Here is a 20687-nt window from a genome sequence, read left to right as displayed (position 1 = left end):
CTGCTGGGCTTTATTTTTTTACACTAATGTCTAGGTTTTCACCACGCTGAGTAAAATGCTCTTATCTCGGATAAAATACACCCACCAAACGTCGACAGATCCTATTCAGTTGTTATTCTTTCCTTTATCAGTACAATGCGTGCAAACCATAACGACGACGAATCAATGACTCAATTTTCTATCTTGAAATCTGGCTCAAGCGATGAGCAAATTTCATCAGAGCAAACTCCTGTCCCCTCTCAACCCACGCTTTCTTACCCACCACAATTCAATGGTAACGTTGCGAGTGGCAAGCTAACAGAATCATTGGTTGAAAAACGTTGGGATACGCTCAGACTGGAGGACTCTCGCCAAGCGCTCTATGATGATTGGACAAAAACGTCAATGTTTGAGTACGCACAGAATATTGAACATTTTGTCGGTACGGTTAAATTGCCTGTTGGTATTGCAGGCCCGTTAAGCATTCACGGATTGCACGCAAACGGCGATTTTCGTATTCCCCTCGCAACGACAGAAGCCGCTTTAGTCGCGTCTTATCACCGTGGTAGCCAGTTGATTACCTCTGCTGGCGGTGCCACAGCAATGCTAGTGAGCGAAGGTGTGAGTCGTACACCCGGATTTGCATTTCACTCCTTGAGTGAAGCAGGACAATTCGTCGCTTGGATTACAACCCAATATGATCGGTGCAAATCCATCGCCCAAAGTACCACTCGTTTTGGACAATTACACGACATCAACGTACAAATCGAAGGTAATCACGTTTACTTAGTATTTGATTACGTTACCGGTGACGCTAGCGGACAGAATATGGTGACCATTGCCACCAATGCCATTATGCAGTTCATTTTGGAGCATTCTCCTATCGAACCACGACACGCCTTTCTTGATGCCAATCTATCAGGTGATAAAAAACCCAATGCTCATACTTTACGAAGCGTGCGCGGTAAAAAAGTCAGTGCCGAAGTCCATATATCACCCCGTTTAGTTAAGAAATACCTTCATACCGACGTTGAAAAGATGATTCAGTTTGGCCAGATGACGACCACTGGTGGCTTACTTAGCGGATCTATTGGTATTAATGCCCATTACGCTAACGCGTTAGCTGCGCTTTATATCGCTTGCGGTCAAGATCCGGCTTGTGTTGCTGAATCTGCAGTTGGTATGACTCGTTTTGAACAAGCAGATAATGGCGACCTTTGTGCCAGTGTCACCTTGCCCAATATCATGGTAGGTACGGTTGGCGGTGGTACTCAATTGCCCACCCAAAAAGCCTGCTTAGATATATTGGGGTTAAATGGAACTGGCCATGCAAGAGCTTTGGCAGAAGTCGTGGCGAGTGTTTGCCTAGCAGGAGAACTTTCGATTGCCGGTGCCTTTTGCGCTGGCCATTTTGCCAGAGCGCATAAAAAACTTGCTCGTGGAAAATAGACCAACCAAAAACAACAAAACCGCATTATATGCGGTTTTTTATTAGCTGATAGTTTATTGAATATCTTTCAACGGGTTACAGCGACATCTTGCTGAGTGATACTCACCCCTTTAATTTGAGCGTAAACAGCCTGACCGACACTTAACTGCAAATCATCTAACGCCCATTCCGTGATGGTTGCCCATAAAAAGCAGTCAGGAGCTAACTCTAATTTGATGTCTACATGGCGCGTCCCTTCAGGTTGCATCCGATGTTCAATTTGTTGAATCGTCGCGGGCAAAATATTACGAATCGACGTTTGCTCTGGTTTTTCCGTTACAATCGAGACATCATTGGCGCGGATCTGCAACCGTATCGCGGTTCCTGACTCACCTTGAACTTGTTGTACCCATAATGGAACATTTGGAGCCAAACGCAGCTCAGTGAGCGTATAATTCTCATGTTGACGATGAATCTCTCCGGCAAATAAAGTGCTGTGCTCACTCATATCGTGCCAAGGGCGCATCGTTTCAGAACTCCAAACTGCTTCCACGTTCCCTGCATTGACGACCTTCCCATTCTCTATCAGCACTAGATAATCCGCTAAACGCAAAATTTCATCGAGACTATGCGTTACATATAAAATCGGAATATTTACCGTATCAGCCAGCTGTTCTAAAAATGGCATGACTTCACGTTTACGTGGTAAATCTAACGAAGCCAACGGTTCATCCATCAGCAGTATATCGGGTTGAGATAGCAGTGCTCGGCCAATCGCAACACGCTGTTTTTCTCCGCCAGATAACGCATTAGGGTAACGGTCAAGTAATGGTTTAATCGCCAATAGTTCAACAATAGATTCAAAATACTTAGGATCTTGATGTTTCACCCCATAATTGAGATTGCTTTTTACGGTGTAATGCGGAAACAAGCGTGATTCCTGAAACACATATCCGACTCTGCGCTGTTCAATTGGCAAGTTCACTCGACGGCTGGTACTAAATAACCAGCGGTCTTTGACTTGAATCTCTCCACTGTCTGGACCGACTAATCCACTGATGACATTAATCAGTGATGTTTTCCCTGCACCAGAGCGACCAAAAATAGCGCTAATGCCTCTATTCGGTAATTGAATATCGATGTCAAAAACCGTATCACCTAACTGCTTATGAAATTGGATATTGAGTTCACTCATCGGTTTACCCCCAACCGTTTTTTCATACGGCGACTTACCCATTCAGAGATAAACAAAGAGACCAGAGCGATCACTATTGATACCACACATAAGCGCGCAGCATCCATTTCAGCACCAGGTGTTTCCAAAAAGTTATACATCGCGAGTGGAATCGTTTGGGTTTCACCGGGAATATTCGAAACGAAGCTAATTGTCGCACCAAACTCACCTAAACTACGCGCAAAAGAGAGCATGACGCCTGTAATAATACCGGGAATAGTTAATGGTAACGTAATAGTAAAAAAGACTTTTAATGGCGATGCACCAAGCGTTCTTGCTGCTTGTTCTAACTTGGTATCCACGTTTTCAATACTCAAACGAATTGAACGCACCATGAGCGGCAGCGCAATCACTGAACACGCTAATACAGCGCCACGCCAACTGAAACTAAACGTAACGCCGAACCAAGATTCAAACCAATGACCAATAAAACCCTGCTTACCCATACTGATCAGTAACAAGTAACCGACGACTACCGGTGGCAAAACCATCGGCAGGTGAATGATACTATCGAGTAAACCTTTGCCAAAAAACTCTTTGCGAGCCAATAACCATCCTAGAATTAAACCACAAGGAAGTAACCACAATACGGTAAAGCCTGCCACACGCAGGCTTAACAGTAACGCAGTCATCTCGTAGTCGCTGAGAAAACCTAGGTTATTTAGCAGCAAATTTCGCATTTCCTAAGTGAGTATTAAAACCGTATTGATCTAACACTTTTTTACCCGCATCGGATTGTACAAATTTAGCAAAATCAGCCGCGTCTGCACTGTCACTGATTTGAACTAAAGGGTAATGGATTGCTGTATGCAATTTAGGATCAAACGTACTGATGATTTTCACTTTTTTGGTAAGGACAGCATCCGTTTTATACACCATCCCTAAATCAGCTTCTCCACGTTCAACTAATGCAAGAGCAAGGCGAACGTTGTTAGCCTGAGCCAGTTTAGGTTCAACGGTTTTCCATACACCAAGATGCTCTAGCGCTTCTTTAGAGTACATGCCTACAGGTACAGAACCGGTATTACCTACTGCCATACGCGTTTCTGATAATAGGTGTTTCCACTCACCTTTATTTTTAACATCAAAGGCTTTGATATGTTCTTTAACTGGTTCAATCAATACCAGTTGGTTACCCGCTACCAAGTTCACATGGTCTAGTTTGACAATGTCTTTTTTAATGAGGTAACGAACCCATTTTTCATTTGCTGATAAGTAAATATCAGCAGGCGCACCGTGTTCAATTTGGCGAGCTAATGAAGAAGAACTGGCAAATACAGGTACAACATCGACGTTAGGGTGCGTTTTTTCATAATCTGCCGCAAGGTCATTTACCGCATTAGTCATTGAAGAAGCCGCGTAAACATGAAGTTGATCTTTAGCAAAAGTGGGCGCAGCTACCAGTGCAGCACTGATTAAAAATACGAGTTTTTTCATGAGATATCCGTTAAATTTGGCTAAATGAAGTCAAGACTCAGATGTGTTTTTACACAATCTGTAATCCGATCAATCGCATACTTTCGCGCTGCGAGATGATCATGCCGTCGGATCGAACAGGCTCCTACCCACAAAGAAATCAGTTGGGTAGATACTATGGAGTCGAAGATACCGTGTAAGTAAGTACCAAGTACTTGATTACATTCGTCTATTACACCATCTTTTTGTGACTTTTCAAGCGTAATTAATGATTGCAAATTCGAACCTTTCGCCGTTTTAGTATTCCTAACATGAATTTCATAGCCCTGAACTATGGCTTATTTTCCAGCTAAATTCATTATACCTAGCGAATATTTCAGTGCTTTTTATGTGGTTAATGCGATTTCTATAGGTAATAGTCCTAGCTATTGACGACTCTCTTTTTCGTTTTACTCCCTCGTGGATCAAAAATTTAATATCCAAAAACTTGCTCCCCCTCACAAATTTAGGCTACTTCTTCGCCAAATATGAGATGTATTTCAATCTCTTTATCCCATCTTCGCTCGGGCAAATAAGACGGCTCATCTCATATAGGTTTATGAAGCTATAAAATCGCTCACATCCGCATGAGAGAGCCGTTCACTAAAACTCGACAAGCTGCTGCCACTAAAACACTTTTGCCAATATCAGATTTTCTACCCTGCACTATTTCGTTTTTTATTTGAGAGACGCACATTTCATTTCTATGCATTAAAACAATCCGGAGGGTTATTACTACAGTTATTGACAAAAATATTCTCAATAATCTTATTTTTTATTGAGTTATTTGGCATCCATCATTGATTTTGTCCTATAAACCACAGGAAAATGAACTAGATTTGATAGAGGCTATGCAAAACGCAAGTCTTTGTATTTTGTATCTACTTAATTAACACGTAAGCAGCAACATTATCGCATTTTTATTATTGAGAATAAGATTGGCCTGACTTCTGCATAATAAAATGGAGAACACACTTGATAGTGACTCTTATTGTTAATGGTTTTGTGGATGAGGGGAATTATGCAATCAGGACGAATGCCCATTATGTTTAAAAAATTAAAGCTAGTTAGTCTATTCGGTATTGCCTGTGCACTTCCGACCGTCGCGTCGGCCAACAATTTTGATTATAACTTTTTGGAAGTTCGCACGACCGTCGGACCTCAATCTTCTGGAGTGGAATTTAGTACTTACTACACTGATAATTCGCATTTTATAGTACGTGGTGATTCCAAATTTAGTAAGGACTGGGATCTAGCCGCGGGGATGGGTTTTAACGGCCCATTTGGTAATTTCGCGGATATCTTTGGTGAAGCGATGCTTCACCAGATACGCGAAGATGATGAAGATGGCGGTGATGATACGACAGAAGTGGAAATCAGCGTTGGAACCCGGATTTGGATTTCAGACCAGTTTGAAGGTAGTGTAAGACTGGGCCGACTGGGAACAAGTACCGTATTTATTACTGGTTTACGTTTCCACTCAACAGATCAACTCTCCGTTGCTTTAGAAAGCCGTAATGCTGGGATTTGGGGGCCACAAATAGCAATTAGTGTTCGTTTCGGCTTTTAAACAATCTTATTGCTAACAAAAATGCCTCAGTTCAAATCTGAGGCATTTTTATCTCATGAATACATCAGTCTATCTTCAACGATGTGCCTTGTCTGAAAACACATACATTCGCTCTAAAACAGGATCATGAGGTTATTTGGCCATATTATGTTGCTGTTTAAAGTGCGTAAGTGCTTTATGTAAGCTTGCTTCTTTAATTGGCTTAACTAAAACATAAGAAGCACCGGCATTCATAAATGCATCTCGAGTGCTTTCCATCCCATCCGCAGTACAAGCGTAAACCGGGACATCTAATTTCAATTCCTGCTTAATCTTAATCGTCGCATCAATACCACCTAAATATGGCAATTGGTTATCCATTAAAATTAAATCGTAGTGATTGGTTTGTACTTTTTCTATCGCCTGTAATCCATCGGTTACCCAATCAACATTCAAGCCATATTTCTTACAAAAAGCGCGCGCTATAAACGCATTGGTATGGTTATCTTCCACCAACAACACCGTTAACGTTTCATCAAAAAGGCTATATTGCACATCAGCACTAATATTGGGTGACACACTCGCTTGATTAGCTAATACCTCAAGTGGTATTTCAAAGGTAAATTGAGTCCCCTGCCCAGGCTGGGAATGGACATCGATTGTTCCCCCCAGCATATCAACCAAGCTTTTTACAATCGCCAGACCTAATCCACTACCGCCATATTCTCGTGTTGTGGTCGATTCTGCCTGCATAAAGGGGTCGAAGATAATACGTAAGTCTGCCTCACGAATGCCGATCCCCGTATCGGTTACCACCACTTTGATCCGTGAAGTCGAAGAATTTTTAACCAACTCTAATTCAACGCCTATTTCACCATGGTGGGTAAATTTAATCGCGTTATTCAATAAGTTAAATAGAATCTGATTGATCCTGACTTGATCGCCATACACCATAACAGATTCATTAAAGTTTGATTGAACGTTAAGATTTAACCCCTTCTCATTACACAGTGGCTGATAAATACGTGTTAATGCCCCTGGCATTTCAGATAAACGGAATTCATTTTTTTGAATTCTGAATTTCCCCTGCTCCAAGCGTGAGAAATCAAGAATATCGTTAAGTACAGCCAGTAAATGTTCGCCACTGGTACAAAGTACATTAACTTGCTCGATTTGCTCCTGATCGGTCACAGTTCTCTTTAAGAGCTGTGATACCCCCAATATACCGTTAAGAGGAGTGCGTAGCTCATGGCTCATTTTTGCGAGAAAATCGGCCCTCAAACGAGCCGACTCTTCTGCTTCTTTACGAGCAATTCGGCTCTGTTTTTCAGCCTCAGTAATACTGGTAACATCATGACCTTGGGCTATGATCGATTCGATCTTATCATCGACTTCGATAGGTGAAAGGTTCCAACGGAACATCTTTCCTCCCAGTTCCGTATTAACGGATTTGATGACAAAACCTTTCGCAGCCTCAGAAATGTTCGGCAATAACTGTTGTTCCAATTGTGAAAACAGCAACGTTTCATCATCATACTGGCGAATAAACTGCTTACGCGCCGATGGATTCATTTTAATCAACTGCCCATCAGGCCACCAAAGTATGGTAGGTGAAGCAGTGAAGTTAAACAGGTCTTCAAACTGTTTCTCTTGCTCTGCCAAGCGCATAAAGGTGTGTTCGAGAGTGCGCCCAAAATGGTCGAATTCGTAAATAGTGGAGCCAGGAAAAGGATTTTTACTCCCTTTATCAGCGACTTGATGGGTATAGGTCATTAAGCCATCAATTTCAGACTCAATGCGCCGTTGCAACCACCAGCGAGTAATACCTGCAACAATCACCATCGCGACGAGCGCGAAAATCATCCAGAAATAGTAGTTATCACGTAATCTCAGCGCATTCTGGTTATTTTGTACAGAATAAACGGTCAAATACGTCGGGACACCTTCCACTTCTAAAGGCGCACGAGTCACCATATTTCGGTTATAAAGTGTATCGCTTAAGCCCGATTTAATGACATCGGCTTCACGATAGGGTTCATTACCATTTAAAGTCGAAGTAATGACCTTTTTACCAACCGTCAGCACCAAGTTTTGGGAATTACTGCCATCACGCATCGTCTCAACTAACGCATAGTTGTTGTTTAACACAATACCTACATACAGAAAGCCAGCAACTTCACCGGTTTTTTGATTAATTAGAGGTGAGCGTCGTACTAAGAGATAGGTTTTATCTAACTGTGATGGCGAAGAGAGTAGATGCCAGTTACTATTAAACGCTACTTTGCGAATGATATTGTCTAACTGCTTTTTCTCCATACCATAGAATTGAGCATTACCATCGTCCCAAGCGAGCCCTTGCATCGTGGTAATAAAGCGTATATCTGGTGTGTTAGACAACTCTAACTGATCCACACTCACGAAATATTGGTCTACGTTAACTGGATTTTTTGACTCCAACGCCTCAATCAAACTTTGACTCTGTGCACTACTATCCTGATGAATTTGTACACTCGCTAGGCGAAAATTAAATAAACTCTGAATCAAGTTGGCCGTTTGTCCAGATGTCCGTTTGACCTCTTGTGACATCAAACGACTACTAATTTGATAACTCTGGAATAAGACGCTTAAGGTAAGTGCTCCCAATACCACAACGATTGCGTAACTAATAAAGTTAGCAATGCGCTTTTTTGGTCTTACCATGCCCGTTCTTATACTCACTAAAACGACCTTATATTATTGATCTGAATAGCGGAATGCCCGCTTTTCAAGACGTTGAATGCGGTCTTGGCTGTCATCTTTTGTCACGACATCAAAATCACCGGAATAAACTGTTGGAACGACTTTGCCTTCTAAATCCCATTTGATAGCTTCAGCCATGGCAACCCCGGTATCATCATTCATACGCATGACTGTCACGTCTAAATCGCCTTTACTTAAGGCATCAAGTTCTGCTGAACCACCGCCCCACCCGTTAAGTAGAATATCTTGACGATGCAACTCTTTAAGCGCTTTCACCGCTCCTAACGCCACATCCGTTGAGCAGGCATAAATAAACTTGATATCCGGTGCCTTTTTCACCATATTCAATGTCGCTTTATAACCACTTTCTTCCGTTCCTTTGGTGTAATAAGAAGACGCTAATTGATAACGGCCTTGCGACTGCATCTCTTCGATAAAGGTATCACCACGGGCAGCACTCACATAACCTTCTGTAAAATACAGCACAGAATAACGGCTCCCTGCAGGCTCCTTATGGCGGTAATAATCGACTAGCCGCTCAGTCCCTAGTTCATGATCGAAGCCGACATACATGAATGGTTGTCGTTCATCCCATGCTTTAATCGGCGTCGTAATGTTTTGCAAAATTAATTTGGTTGTTGAGGCCTGTAATACGTGCTCAACAAACTTACGGTGACGCGCACTGTTAAGCGTAAAAATCAAATAATCGGAATTATTCTTCAGAGCTTCCATTAAGGATAAACTTTGCTGCCGTGCATTTTCATCTGGACGGGTAAACACCTGATTCAGTTTATAACGAATACCCAATTCGTTAAGGCGCATTTCAAACGCCTTAATATTGCGCACCCAATAATCGGAAACCTGTTGCCCAGGAAAAACAACCGAGATAGTGAGTACTTTCTTTTGGGGGATACTGAGAGCGACCGGCGTTTCACGCACCGTTTCCGATAACTTTTTGGTTAACATTTCTTGAGTGGAATGGGCACTGAGGAATTCTCGATAGTGCCAGTACCCTTTCAGTACTTGAGATGCTACGGCTTGAGATGAAATTGCTACTAAAGTACCTAGCAAAAAAGAAATCAATACGCTTTTTTTCATTCAGCTCTCGTTATAGTGATATCTTTGAGCAGTATTGCCAATATGATCGACGCTGATTAACAAGCGACTTACCCATTGATGTACAAGGGATTCGGTTAAGTTGGAATTATGAAACATATCACTACTAAATGATAGTGCGGAGCACAAAAAACTTTGTCCTCCGCTATGACTACGCTAGCACTTTTTCTATTAACATTCGGGAACGTTTGCACGTTCTCAGAAAGTGAACGCGAGATTGGCCGAAACCCCCATCTGATTTTCTCCAGCGTAAGTGCCTGCCACATCGATACTCACCACATCTCCAGGGCTTATTCCGATACCGGCAGTAAATGAATCATCGATATTATTTTTCATATCAATCTCATATCCGGCACGCAGTTGGGCCCAGCCCCAAGCATCGCCTTCAATCCCGAGACGAAGAAACTGCGTATCATCACCACTGCTTTCATAACGTTTTTGCTTGGTTAGATCCATATCAACCGCTGCGGTAAAGAACGGCGTAACATAAGCACCAGAAACCGTGACTTGGGTATTGAGGTGATAAGTATTTTCACCATCGAACGTCTTAATTTTCTGAGCAAAAAGGTCTTTTACCGCAATTCCCGCACGATAATTTTCTATTAACCACGCCGCCCCAAGGTCTAAGTTAAGTGTCGATTTCTTTTTTTCACTTTCATCATAGTCACTGAGATCAAAGTCTTCGACAGTCACTGTCTCTTTATACGTGCGTATCTGTTGTATTTTAGGAGAGATCCCCACAGCGACCGTCTGACCCGCAATTGCCAATTTTTTTGCCAGTGCAATCCCGACTTCCGTATATCCAAATGCGATTAAATTAACTTCAGAATTTTCATAACGAGTTCGAGTTGAGGCTGCATCGGTGCCCGTTTTCGCTGCCACGTCTGGAGTGGCAATAATTTCAGCATAGCCGCGAGCAAACAGGTTTAATGAAAGTGACTCCATGGGTAGAGCAATAGCGGCACCAAGATTAGCATCAACAGTCAAAGGCGAATTCCCATCTAAATCATCAAGATAACCATTCAGGTCATTGATATTGCTTTGTGTGGCACTTTCATCAAAGTCATCAATGGCATCTTGAATATCATCGATAGTGCTCAAGCTTTCATCGGTATCACGAGCAGCAACGCTAATACCAGGTAACAAAATTCCGACATCGTCGACATCTTTATAAACGGCAGTTAGCGCAGGATTGTAGAATGGAGCGAGAAGATAATCAGCAGTTGTAACACCAGTATTCCCCATCGCATTGCCACGGGCGTCAGCAACCCAAGTTGCAGAATAGACAGTCGGCACCGATGCCAGTGTTGTGGCTGTTATTACAGCAAGTTTAAGTGAGGTTTTCATATCCTATTAACCTTATTGTCATTGGCTCGATATAAGATTAATAGGCTTCCGTCTATTGGTGACAAAAGTTCCGTGACAAGACGTTTTACTGTGAATTTGATCTCGTTTTAGTTTCTAAGATCGAGAGCAACGCATCGTTTTTTATTAATTGCTCCTTTTTGGCTTTCGTCAGCTGTTTAATTTTCCACTCTACCTTTAAAGCGTCACTGCGACTTTCGCCCACATAGGCGTGCCATTCCAAACTCAAAGGGCCTTTACCTTTGAGGGCTTTTGCCCCTATGCCACGGACATGTTGCTGAAAACGGCGCTGAACATCTGTAGTGATACCACAATAGAGGGCATTATTACGATTGCGAATGAGATAAACCCACCATCGGCTTTGCGTTTTTTCCATGAGACGCCTCAAGTGCTGACAGAGGCGACAACCTCTGTCACACTCATTGTTACTGTTCAGCCAGCAACTGTTGTACTTGCGCTTGAAGTTGCGCAACTTGTTCTTTTAGCTCCGCAACCTCTTGTTGCACAAGACTAAGTTCATCACTACTGATTGCTGGACTTGACTCACTTGCAACGGACAGCAGCTCTTCGCTGACCTCACCACTGAATAGGTGTTGGTACCGCGCTTCTCGTTTACCGGGCTCTTTAGCTAGTTTTACAACTAACTGACCACTTTTATGACCATTGGCCATATGCTCTAGCACAGCTTCCACTTGTTTAACATCACTAAATTGACACAAGCGGTTGGTCCGTGTGCGTAATTCGCCCGGCGTTTGTGGTCCACGCAGCAGCAAACAACACACAATCCCTCTCTCTTGCTCAGTGAGTTGTAGGTTACCAAACTCAGTATTACAAAAACGGTGCTGATATTTGCGTGTACGGCTTGAAAATTGGCTTTCATCACTGACTAAACGCAAAGCAATTAAGCTTTCTACTGTATCCTGAATCTCAGCTTCTGAAGCGGAGATCACAGGATCTCGATTACTTTTCTGATTACATGCTGTCGTTAAGCTATTGAGGCTCAATGGGTAATAATCGGGAGTGGTTACTTCTTTTTCGATGAGACAACCAATCACTCTTGCTTGAAGTGGTGTTAACTCGATATTCATCATTATCCCTTCTGATATTGTCGAATGGCTTAGCAGCGATGCGCTAGCCCTAATAAAAGTGTTAAGCGCCTAATGCTCCTGCGACAGAGGAAACTTAATGATTTTCCCAGTTTCATCGACCATGACAATTTTAGAGCGATTCAATTCAATTTCGATCGTTTCTAAACTTTCTCGTTCGGCTTTATAAGCAGAACTTAATTTTGTCTTGGTTTGTGGTTGCTGTTGTGTCTGTTCTTGATTATTGTGTCTTGAAACAACTATGTCGGAATGGTGCATAATGAAATCATAGCTTCGTCATAAATTGGCTCCATGATATAGCGCATTATTAACGAAGTACAACCTACATCACATTCGACTGTTTAATTATTGGTCAAGTCCTTGTTAGGTTTGATCTAAAAGCTGTTCTGATAGAACACTATGTGATTTAATCATTGACAGTAAAAGACATTATAGGAAGAAGGACCTATGAATAGCGTATTTGAAATCGTAAGCCTGGCTCGCCGTAAAAATAAACTAAAACGTGAACTTTACGACAACGAGAAAAAAGTTCGTGACAACCGTAAACGTGTCGATCTTCTAGAAAACCTGATTGATTACATCAAACCGGACATGACTCAAGAAGAGCTGTTCGCCATCATTAAAAACATGAAATCAGACTACGAAGATCGTGTTGATGACCACATCATTAAGAGCGCAGAGATTTCTAAAGAACGTCGTGAACTTAGCCGCCGCATTCGCGAGCTAACAGAACAAGACAAACAAGCAAACCTAGGTAAAAAATAATTCTTGGCTTTGCTAATCAGTTGTTTAACTTTAAATAACTAGCTCTAAAACAAACCCGCTTCGTGCGGGTTTTTTTCATTTATATATCTGCTATACCCAAATGACCTCCCATAGCGCTGAATTCTCATCCAAGAAAATCAAATAAACGTTTGCGCAATCGATCCCTATCTCGAACAGGGAAATTGTGGCTTTAATCACACTTTTTATGTTGGTATAGTCCGCACTCATTAAGGCCATTGATGCATTGATTGCTTAAAGCAACTGTCGATGATCAGTGCCATAGCCAGACAGACCATTCGAGGCAGGGAACAGATACCTTGTGGTATCCACCTTAGAATTCTCATGAAGAGAGGATTGGTCCGATCGTAGTACTTATTCGGACAATTTAAAGGGTCTCACATGGACATGAACATTATTGAAGTGATGGGTTATGCGGCATCAATTATGGTCGCTATCTCATTAACGATGAAAGACATTGCCAAGCTGCGCGTTTTCAACTTTATCGGTTGTGTACTTTTCTGTATTTATGGCAGCGTGATTGGCGCTTGGCCAGTAGTCGCAACGAACGCATTCATCGCCGTTGTTAACATCTACTACCTAGCAAAAATGAAACAACAAGCAAAAGCAGACATAGAACAAACTGCATAGTACCGTTCTACCCTACAAAGTTCTGCACACGAAACACACCCGGTCATCCGGGTGTTGTTTCATTTAACACCATGACCTTAAACTTCATCGTTCTCTTCATCGGCCAAACTTGCCCACGCCTGAGCACATTTAACCGCACGCTTCCAGCCACGATAACGCTTTTGCCGTTTCTGCTCATCATCATGCGGAACAAAGGAACGCTCGATCTCAGCTTTACCCGTCAATTCAGACAGATCTTTCCAAAATCCAACTGCTAATCCAGCTAAATAAGCGGCCCCGATTGCCGTTACCTCAGTGAGTTTCGGACGATGTACTTCTGTATCGAGTACATCCGCTTGAAATTGCATTAAAAAGTTGTTGGCAACCGCACCACCATCCACTCGTAACGCTTGTAGTTGTATGCCTGAATCCGCTTGCATCGCATCAATCACATCTCGCGTTTGATACGCAATACTTTCTAATGTCGCACGAATAATGTGATTTTGATTGGTCCCGCGTGTCATTCCGACAATAGTACCGCGCGCGTAGGCATCCCAATAAGGTGCTCCCAGACCAGTAAAGGCTGGGACAACGTATACGCCATTGGATGAATCAACTTTAGTCGCTAGATATTCTGAATCTTTAGCGTCGGTTAGCATCCTCATTTCATCACGTAACCATTGGATGGACGCTCCACCCATAAACACGGAACCTTCTAGCGCATAAACAGGTTCACCTTTTGAGCCGCAAGCTAACGTAGTAACCAAACCGTGACTTGATGCAACTCTGCTATTTCCTGTATTCATTAACAGGAAACACCCGGTACCATACGTGTTTTTAGCTTGGCCAGGTTCAACACACATTTGACCAAATAGTGCCGCTTGTTGGTCACCTGCAATACCAGCGATTGGAATTCGTGTTCCCCCTTTGCCGCCAATATTGGTTTTGCCATATACCTCGGAAGAGCGACGGACGTCTGGCATCATTGACTTGGGAATATTTAATGCGTTAAGCAGCGTATCATCCCACTCTAGGGTATTGATATTGAAAAGCATTGTACGAGATGCGTTGGTATAGTCGGTTACATGAACACGCCCTTGTGTCATATTCCACAACAACCAGGTATCTATCGTACCAAACAGAAGTTTACCTTGTTCCGCTTGCTCTCTAGCCCCGGCAACATTATCCAAAATCCATTTGATTTTGGTCGCTGAAAAGTAAGGATCAATCAACAAACCTGTGGTTTGCGCTACGTAATCAGCTAACCCTTGGCTCCTCAACGCTTCACATATGTGGGCAGTACGACGACACTGCCATACAATCGCGTTATAAACCGGTTTTCCGGTTTCTTTATTCCATACTACGGTTGTTTCACGCTGATTGGTGACACCAATCGCGGCAACTTCATCACTACGAATCCCAGCTTTACCTAATGCTTCGACCATCGTAGAGCTTTGCGTTGCATAAATTTCTAGTGGATCATGCTCCACCCAGCCAGATTGAGGATATAATTGTGAAAACTCACGCTGTGAGATACTCACAACATTACCATCGTGATCAAACACGACAGCGCGTGAACTTGTGGTCCCTTGATCAAGGGCCACAATATATTTCGGTTCAATCGGCTGTTCAGTGTTACTCATCCACATTTCCCATAGTTACATTTTCGCAAGTGCGCAAAAATAACAATCACTTAGTTAGAAATCTGTGCGCTAACGCCACCATCTGTCACAAACTTTCTAATTATGGCCGTTGATGGAAAGCACGGCAGGCATCGATGGCTTGTTCTAACAGTTCACGCGCACTGCCGTGGTACGGAGTTAACGCAGCATTGCTATTTGCTAACGGTGTCACTCGCTGTCCCCAACGAATAGTACTGGCCCCCCAGGTTAAGCCTGCCCCAAAAGCCGCAAGCAAAATCGCATTCCCTGGCTGTATTCTGCCTTGCTCCACCGCCTCACATAAAGCAATAGGCACTGTTGCTGCGGAAGTATTACCGTAATGCTCAATATTTAAAAAGGCTTTCTCTTGTGCAATACCAGAAAGGTCGCATAACGTCTGAATAATACGTAAATTAGCCTGATGGGGAATCACTAGATCAATGTCTTGTATTTCCCATCGCGTCTGCTTTATTACCTGTGTAACCGCTGCTCCCATACCTTTAACCGCACGCTTAAATATTTCTTTGCCAATAAAGTTAAAATCCCAATAACCATTGTCCTCATCAAAACGTGGCATCGCGGTGCCAAATTTGGGAATGGATAAAATATCTCGGCCTGCTGCATCACACCCAATGCAACTTTGTAGCAGCCCCACTTCTTTGTCGCTCGCACTCAGCACTACTGCGCCCGCACCATCGCCAAACAATACTGCGGTATCTCGCTTGGTCCAATCGATAAAAAAACTCAAATGTTCAGCACCAACAACGACGGCATGTTGGTATTGTCCCGATTGCATTAGCCTCGTTGCTGTTTCAAGGCCATAGACGAAGCCAGTGCAAGCGGCATTGAGATCAAATGCGACACACGATTCAACACCCAAGTTTTGTGCAACCTTTGATGCGACATTTGGGATAACGGTGTCTGGACTACACGTCGCGACAATTACCACATCAATCTGCTGCACATCTAACCCAGCACAACTAATGGCGCGTTGTACAGCAACTGTTGCCAAATCAGACGTATCGACATGGCTAATTCTTCTTTCTCTAATGCCTGTGCGAGAGACTATCCAATCATCACTGGTATCAAGAAAGTCGCTGATTTGCTGATTGGTTAATACCGCAGGAGGTAAACATTTTCCCCACCCACTGATTTCTGCAAACAAAGCCATGTTCACTCCTTTTGACTATTCTATAAATTATGTTGAGTGTAGTTGATTGAATGCAATATGAGCATGTGACACTTTGGTACTTGAGATAGATGAGATAAACCCCAAACTTATATACCCAAATGACCTCAAAATGCAGGATTCAGAGCTTCATCAACGAGCCTAGGTCAAACTCAATCACGGCAGAAATGGTCATTCCCTTTTAACGTGATTGAGCGCAGAAATAGGTTTATTGATGAGCTCCCAAAGGGCGATTTTTATTCGCTCCTAGGCGGTGTTACTGATTTTCAACGTAGAATGACTATGTCTTCAAATCAGTGCCTTGCCTAAGAGTGAATACATTCTCGCTGAAACAGCATCTTGAGGTTACTTGGGTATACCTTTGTGATGACTTAATGAGGAAATGTATGTCGACATTTAACACCCGCTGCCCTGCTTGCCATGGCATGAACCGCGTTCCCAGTGAACGCATTAGTGATTCCCCTAATTGTGGTAAATGCCAAGCACCATTATTAGATGGCGCACCGATTGAAGGCACAACCAATAACTTTACTGAGTTATTAAACAGCCCCCAGCCGGTGGTGGTCGATTTTTGGGCAACCTGGTGCAACCCCTGCGTTGGATTTGCACCTGTTTTTAGTGATGTTGCAGAAGAAAGAGCTGGAACCGTGCGTTTTGTGAAAATTGATACGGAAGCGCAACAAGCATTAGCCGCTCAATACCAAATTCGTAGCATTCCAACCATCATGGTATTTAAAAACGGTCAAAGAGTAGACATGATTAACGGTGCGCTACCAAAAAGCCATTTTGATCAATGGTTAGATGAAGCATTGTCTAAATAATTTCCCAAGTTTAGTCGGCATAATATGCTAACTATTTGCCGACTTTTTTGCTGATTTCTATACTTTTCACTTCAATAAAAATCTTTAATCGTCAAGGTCACAATTTTTCGTTGTACGCGAGGAAAAAAAAGATCGATATTCGCCCCGATCATAACCATTTCCCTGTTCCAAAACGAGTTCAGAGATAAGCAAACAAGCTTAACTCTAGGGGTCGTTTGACGTTATTTTGAGGCTAAGTCGTTGAACAATTCCGATGTCATTACCGCATCACCTCGGATCGCTATCCCAGTGACCGCACTAACTTTATTTGCAGTTGCATCAGGCTATTTAATGAGCCTAATTCCACTTATTCTGCCAATTTATGGTTTGAATGAACAAATCGCAAACTGGTTAGCCAGTGCCTTCTTTATCGGTAATTTTTTTGGAACGTTCTACACGCAAAAGAGCGTAAGACTTTATGGTCATCGCAATGCGTTTATCGCGTGCCTCATGACATTAATGGTCGCCACGCTAGCTTTGCCTTTCTTTACTCATGAATGGGCTTGGATGGTACTGCGTTTTGTTGGCGGTATTGCAGTCGCTGGCATTTTTGTCGTGGTGGAATCGTGGCTATTGCACGGCAATGAATCCGGTCGTGCTAAACGTCTTGGTATCTACATGGTTGCACTTTATATGGGGACAACCGTCGGCCAATTAGGCATCTCTACAATAGGGATCAAAGGATATGCTCCTTTTGTATTCATCGCCATAGTGCTTTCCATGGCAGCAATGACACTGGTAAAAGCGAAAGGTGTACAACCAGACGTTAGCGAAAGCGTTACTATGTCATTTAAGCAGATTTCACGTTTGAGTCATGCCGCTTTGATCGGCGGAGTCGTGTCTGGATTAACCACCGCTGCGATCTACGGCTTAATGCCTTTAGAATTAATGAAACGCGGTCTTAACCACCAAGAAGCTGGAAGCTTAATGGCCGTTGTGATTGTGGGCGCAATGGTTGTGCAAGTATTGATTCCCAAACTCACTCAATATTTGGGCCGCAGCCTACTAATGGCGCTACTCTGTTTCATCGGTGCGGCTGCAGCAGTAATCGCGATGCTGGACGATGGCGTCGTCACGCTCGCTATCTGTTTATTTTTGATCGGTGCTGCATCGTTTGCTTTGTACCCTATTGCTATCAACCAAGCATGTTTGAACTTAAATGCTAACTACATCGTTTCTGCGACCCAAGCAATGCTATTTTGTTATAGCATCGGTTCAATTATCGGGCCTTTAGCAGCAGATTGGTTTATGCAAGGTCATCAAGGTGTGATGGGATATCTGTTTATCACTTTACTTGCCACTTGCTTGTACATGCTGGTGGCTAGCGTGAAAACCAAACATCAGTTGGTTGCAGGAAAGTAACCGCTCAACGCCATATTTTACTAAGCCGCATGATTCAGTTATGCGGCTTTTTTATTACTCGTGCACGCCAAACATTCCCATTTTATAAATTCTCTTATCACTCTTGCAGGTTAACACCAACACGCTAAATAGCCTCAAGATGTAGAATTAAGAACCTCATCAACGAATACAGGTCAGCGCAATCATGTGATGACACGATGAGTAGCACTAAAAAAACATTCACCCATAAAATTTAAACTATCCTTTAATTTCTCTCTTTTATTAACCAATACGTTCACTCGCCCCACATTAAATAGAACTAAAATGTTTCGTACACATAATGTTTAAATAACTTTTCAAGCCCTAACAAACCTTGCCAATAGAGCACCCAACAATTAAAACTTGCACTAAAACCCTTTTTACTGATAACATTTACGTCACAAAAAGCTTCGGGGTCTAAGTTTTGTTGTTTTTTATACGGACATTTAACGCAACACTAGTAGGCCGAATGCATTGATGACTAAACATTTCAAGTGACTAATATGGAAAATGTATCTAAAAAATACAGTATAGAAACGACAGACTATCAAGTCGGTCAAGACAACATTCAAAAGTGGGGGTTTGATGTTCATAACCCTGTATTTGGGATAAGTGCAGGTTTAATCATTCTGTTTCTTGCGGCTGTGTTAGTCGTCGACCCCTTAACCGCCAAAGATGCGCTCAACAACATGAAAAACACCATCATCGATGACTTTGATGGGCTATTTATGTGGGCAACCAATTTTTTCCTTATCTTCTCAATTTTTCTCATGGTCTCTCCTTTTGGTCGAATTAGACTAGGAGGCAGTGATGCCCAGCCCGATCACTCAACAACATCTTGGCTAGCGATGCTGTTTGCCGCAGGCATGGGGATTGGCTTGTTATTTTGGGGAGTGGCAGAACCAACCGCTTACTTTACTGATTGGTACGGTACACCTCTCAACGTAAAACCGTACACACCAGAAGCAAAATCCTTGGCGATGGGCGCAACTATTTTCCACTGGGGAATTCACGGCTGGGCAATTTTTGCAGTAGTCGCACTGGCTTTAGCCTTCTTTACCTTCAACAAAGGCTTACCTTTATCGATGCGCTCAGTATTCTATCCTGTGTTCGGTGACCGCGCTTGGGGTTGGTTGGGCCATGTGATTGATATCATTGCGGTACTTTCAACTCTATTTGGTTTGGCAACCTCGCTCGGTTTAGGTGCTCAGCAAGCAACCAGTGGTATTAACTACGTGTTCGGTACTGATGGTGGTATTGGCATGCAGCTTATCGTGATTGTATTTGTTACCTTAATTGCAATTGGCTCTGTCGTACGTGGTATCGATGGTGGTGTTAAAGTATTAAGTAACATCAACATGATGTTTGCGGCTGCCCTATTTATCTTTATTGTTGGCGTCACCTATAACACTGCTTGGGATTCGTTAGTGAACACCTTTGTCGGTTATGCGAAAGCGATCATTCCGCTTAGTAACCCACACGGTCGTGAAGATGAAACCTGGATGCACGCGTGGACAGTGTTCTATTGGGCATGGTGGATTTCATGGTCACCATTTGTTGGTATGTTTATAGCGCGTGTCTCTCGTGGTCGCACTGTACGTGAATTTATGGTAGCTGTAGTGTTCATTCCAACCTTAATCACTATGATTTGGATGGGTATATTTGGTGGTTTAGCACTGGATCAAGTGGCAAATAAAGTGGGCGAACTCGGCACGAAAGGCCTAACTGACATTTCACTCACGCTGTTCTACGTCTATGATCAATTACCTATGGGTAATATTATTTCAGTGATTTCTATCGCTCTGATTTTAGTATTCTTTATTACGTCATCAGACTCAGGCTCATTGGTTATCGATAGTATTACCGCCGGCGGTAAAGTCGATGCGCCGATCCCACAACGTATCTTTTGGGCGAGTATTGAAGGTGCCATTGCTGCAGCTATGTTGTGGATTGGTGGTCAAGATGCCTTACAAGCACTGCAATCAGGAGTGGTTGCAACGGCACTACCGTTTGTATTCGTACTGATTTTAATGTGTATTAGCTTAATCATGGGGCTAAGATCAGAATACGCAGTATATCGAACGCCAGTAACCAATTAATAAATGATATAATCAACACAAAGCCGACGCGAAGTCGGCTTTTTATTTGGATAATCCTAAAGAGTTAAATTTTAGTTAATCCCTTAAACACGATAAGCCCGCACCTATCGTTCACTATATTCAAGTGATACCAT

General features: G+C 42.8%; 19 protein-coding genes. 7 read left to right on the top strand and 12 right to left on the bottom strand.

The window, feature by feature from the left end:
• Window positions 1-165: 165 nt before the first annotated feature.
• Window positions 166-1428 (top strand): hydroxymethylglutaryl-CoA reductase, encoded by a 1263-nt coding sequence (locus tag F9817_RS15310; RefSeq protein WP_161157035.1) that lies wholly within the window; start codon window positions 166-168, stop codon window positions 1426-1428.
• A gap of 68 nt (window positions 1429-1496) precedes the next feature.
• On the opposite strand, the gene modC is transcribed toward F9817_RS15310, so the two are convergent.
• The 4 genes from modC to F9817_RS24545 are packed head-to-tail and all read right to left on the bottom strand — an operon-like array spanning window position 1497 to window position 4393.
• Entirely contained in the window at window positions 1497-2603 is a 1107-nt protein-coding gene (gene modC, locus F9817_RS15305) for a molybdenum ABC transporter ATP-binding protein ModC (protein WP_161157034.1), read from the bottom strand.
• On the bottom strand, window positions 2600-3274 hold the full coding sequence (gene modB, locus F9817_RS15300) for a molybdate ABC transporter permease subunit (RefSeq protein ID WP_230389850.1): 675 nt from the start codon (window positions 3272-3274) through the stop codon (window positions 2600-2602). The genes modC and modB overlap by 4 nt, the downstream gene beginning before the upstream one ends.
• Before the next feature lie 25 nt (window positions 3275-3299).
• Window positions 3300-4079 carry a molybdate ABC transporter substrate-binding protein gene (modA, locus tag F9817_RS15295; RefSeq protein ID WP_161157032.1) on the bottom strand — a complete coding sequence of 260 codons (780 nt, stop codon included), beginning with the start codon at window positions 4077-4079 and terminating at the stop codon, window positions 3300-3302.
• Window positions 4080-4099: 20 nt separating this feature from the next.
• Window positions 4100-4393 carry a hypothetical protein gene (locus F9817_RS24545; RefSeq protein ID WP_161157045.1) on the bottom strand — a complete coding sequence of 98 codons (294 nt, stop codon included), beginning with the start codon at window positions 4391-4393 and terminating at the stop codon, window positions 4100-4102.
• 749 nt (window positions 4394-5142) lie between these two features.
• Here F9817_RS24545 and F9817_RS15285 point away from each other — a divergent pair.
• Window positions 5143-5667, top strand: coding sequence for a hypothetical protein (locus F9817_RS15285; RefSeq protein WP_161157044.1), 525 nt, complete (start codon window positions 5143-5145; stop codon window positions 5665-5667).
• 132 nt (window positions 5668-5799) lie between these two features.
• Here the strand turns inward: F9817_RS15285 and luxQ are convergent, their stop codons facing one another.
• The 6 genes from luxQ to F9817_RS15255 form a co-directional block, all read right to left on the bottom strand.
• A complete protein-coding gene (gene luxQ, locus F9817_RS15280) occupies window positions 5800-8364 on the bottom strand; it encodes a quorum-sensing autoinducer 2 sensor kinase/phosphatase LuxQ (RefSeq protein WP_161157031.1) in 2565 nt (854 codons plus the stop codon).
• A 15-nt stretch (window positions 8365-8379) separates the two neighbouring features.
• A complete protein-coding gene (locus F9817_RS15275; protein ID WP_161157030.1) occupies window positions 8380-9483 on the bottom strand; it encodes a substrate-binding domain-containing protein in 1104 nt (367 codons plus the stop codon).
• Between the two features lie 216 nt (window positions 9484-9699).
• Window positions 9700-10848 (bottom strand): conjugal transfer protein TraF, encoded by a 1149-nt coding sequence (locus F9817_RS15270; protein WP_161157029.1) that lies wholly within the window; start codon window positions 10846-10848, stop codon window positions 9700-9702.
• Between the two features lie 85 nt (window positions 10849-10933).
• Window positions 10934-11242: a GIY-YIG nuclease family protein gene (locus F9817_RS15265; protein WP_161157028.1), complete on the bottom strand. Its 309-nt coding sequence runs from the start codon at window positions 11240-11242 to the stop codon at window positions 10934-10936.
• A 49-nt stretch (window positions 11243-11291) separates the two neighbouring features.
• Window positions 11292-11954, bottom strand: coding sequence for a YceH family protein (locus F9817_RS15260; protein ID WP_161157043.1), 663 nt, complete (start codon window positions 11952-11954; stop codon window positions 11292-11294).
• A gap of 69 nt (window positions 11955-12023) precedes the next feature.
• Window positions 12024-12230 (bottom strand): hypothetical protein, encoded by a 207-nt coding sequence (locus tag F9817_RS15255; protein ID WP_161157027.1) that lies wholly within the window; start codon window positions 12228-12230, stop codon window positions 12024-12026.
• 189 nt (window positions 12231-12419) lie between these two features.
• Between F9817_RS15255 and F9817_RS15250 the strand changes: the two genes are divergently transcribed.
• On the top strand, window positions 12420-12737 hold the full coding sequence (locus F9817_RS15250; RefSeq protein ID WP_161157026.1) for a DUF496 family protein: 318 nt from the start codon (window positions 12420-12422) through the stop codon (window positions 12735-12737).
• A gap of 399 nt (window positions 12738-13136) precedes the next feature.
• The gene (locus tag F9817_RS15245) at window positions 13137-13385 is read left to right on the top strand and encodes a YgjV family protein (RefSeq protein ID WP_161157025.1); all 249 of its coding nucleotides are present in this window, start codon (window positions 13137-13139) and stop codon (window positions 13383-13385) included.
• 77 nt (window positions 13386-13462) lie between these two features.
• Here F9817_RS15245 and glpK read toward each other — a convergent pair whose 3' ends face one another.
• Together glpK and F9817_RS15235 are read right to left on the bottom strand one after the other, a co-directional pair.
• Window positions 13463-15007 (bottom strand): glycerol kinase GlpK, encoded by a 1545-nt coding sequence (gene glpK / locus F9817_RS15240; protein WP_161157024.1) that lies wholly within the window; start codon window positions 15005-15007, stop codon window positions 13463-13465.
• Between the two features lie 100 nt (window positions 15008-15107).
• Complete coding sequence (locus F9817_RS15235; RefSeq protein ID WP_161157023.1) at window positions 15108-16196, bottom strand: ketoacyl-ACP synthase III; 1089 nt, start codon at window positions 16194-16196, stop codon at window positions 15108-15110.
• A 404-nt stretch (window positions 16197-16600) separates the two neighbouring features.
• On the opposite strand from F9817_RS15235, the gene trxC reads away from it, so the two are divergent.
• The 3 genes from trxC to F9817_RS15220 all read left to right on the top strand — a co-directional run bounded on the left by trxC (window position 16601) and on the right by F9817_RS15220 (window position 20553).
• A complete protein-coding gene (gene trxC, locus F9817_RS15230) occupies window positions 16601-17035 on the top strand; it encodes a thioredoxin TrxC (protein ID WP_161157022.1) in 435 nt (144 codons plus the stop codon).
• Between the two features lie 240 nt (window positions 17036-17275).
• On the top strand, window positions 17276-18436 hold the full coding sequence (locus F9817_RS15225) for an MFS transporter (protein WP_161157021.1): 1161 nt from the start codon (window positions 17276-17278) through the stop codon (window positions 18434-18436).
• 521 nt (window positions 18437-18957) lie between these two features.
• Window positions 18958-20553, top strand: coding sequence for a BCCT family transporter (locus tag F9817_RS15220; protein WP_161157020.1), 1596 nt, complete (start codon window positions 18958-18960; stop codon window positions 20551-20553).
• Window positions 20554-20687: the final 134 nt, after the last annotated feature.

The organism is Vibrio eleionomae (assembly GCF_009874545.1).
In the GTDB taxonomy this organism is placed as follows: Bacteria; Pseudomonadota; Gammaproteobacteria; order Enterobacterales; family Vibrionaceae; genus Vibrio; species Vibrio nitrifigilis.
This window is presented reverse-complemented; position numbering and strand designations above follow the sequence as displayed.

Excerpts from the sequence above, each read along its gene's own strand:
- F9817_RS15270 (WP_161157029.1), bottom strand. The coding sequence starts at position 10,848 with ATGAAAACCTCACTTAAACTTGCTGTAATAACAGCCACAACACTGGCA.
- glpK (WP_161157024.1), bottom strand. The coding sequence starts at position 15,007 with ATGAGTAACACTGAACAGCCGATTGAACCGAAATATATTGTGGCCCTT.
- F9817_RS15260 (WP_161157043.1), bottom strand. The coding sequence starts at position 11,954 with ATGAATATCGAGTTAACACCACTTCAAGCAAGAGTGATTGGTTGTCTC.
- F9817_RS15250 (WP_161157026.1), top strand. The coding sequence starts at position 12,420 with ATGAATAGCGTATTTGAAATCGTAAGCCTGGCTCGCCGTAAAAATAAA.
- F9817_RS15285 (WP_161157044.1), top strand. The coding sequence starts at position 5,143 with ATGTTTAAAAAATTAAAGCTAGTTAGTCTATTCGGTATTGCCTGTGCA.
- modC (WP_161157034.1), bottom strand. The coding sequence starts at position 2,603 with ATGAGTGAACTCAATATCCAATTTCATAAGCAGTTAGGTGATACGGTT.
- modA (WP_161157032.1), bottom strand. The coding sequence starts at position 4,079 with ATGAAAAAACTCGTATTTTTAATCAGTGCTGCACTGGTAGCTGCGCCC.
- F9817_RS15310 (WP_161157035.1), top strand. The coding sequence starts at position 166 with ATGACTCAATTTTCTATCTTGAAATCTGGCTCAAGCGATGAGCAAATT.
- F9817_RS15255 (WP_161157027.1), bottom strand. The coding sequence starts at position 12,230 with ATGCACCATTCCGACATAGTTGTTTCAAGACACAATAATCAAGAACAG.
- F9817_RS15220 (WP_161157020.1), top strand. The coding sequence starts at position 18,958 with ATGGAAAATGTATCTAAAAAATACAGTATAGAAACGACAGACTATCAA.
- F9817_RS15235 (WP_161157023.1), bottom strand. The coding sequence starts at position 16,196 with ATGGCTTTGTTTGCAGAAATCAGTGGGTGGGGAAAATGTTTACCTCCT.
- modB (WP_230389850.1), bottom strand. The coding sequence starts at position 3,274 with ATGACTGCGTTACTGTTAAGCCTGCGTGTGGCAGGCTTTACCGTATTG.
- F9817_RS15275 (WP_161157030.1), bottom strand. The coding sequence starts at position 9,483 with ATGAAAAAAAGCGTATTGATTTCTTTTTTGCTAGGTACTTTAGTAGCA.
- trxC (WP_161157022.1), top strand. The coding sequence starts at position 16,601 with ATGTCGACATTTAACACCCGCTGCCCTGCTTGCCATGGCATGAACCGC.
- F9817_RS15245 (WP_161157025.1), top strand. The coding sequence starts at position 13,137 with ATGGACATGAACATTATTGAAGTGATGGGTTATGCGGCATCAATTATG.
- F9817_RS15265 (WP_161157028.1), bottom strand. The coding sequence starts at position 11,242 with ATGGAAAAAACGCAAAGCCGATGGTGGGTTTATCTCATTCGCAATCGT.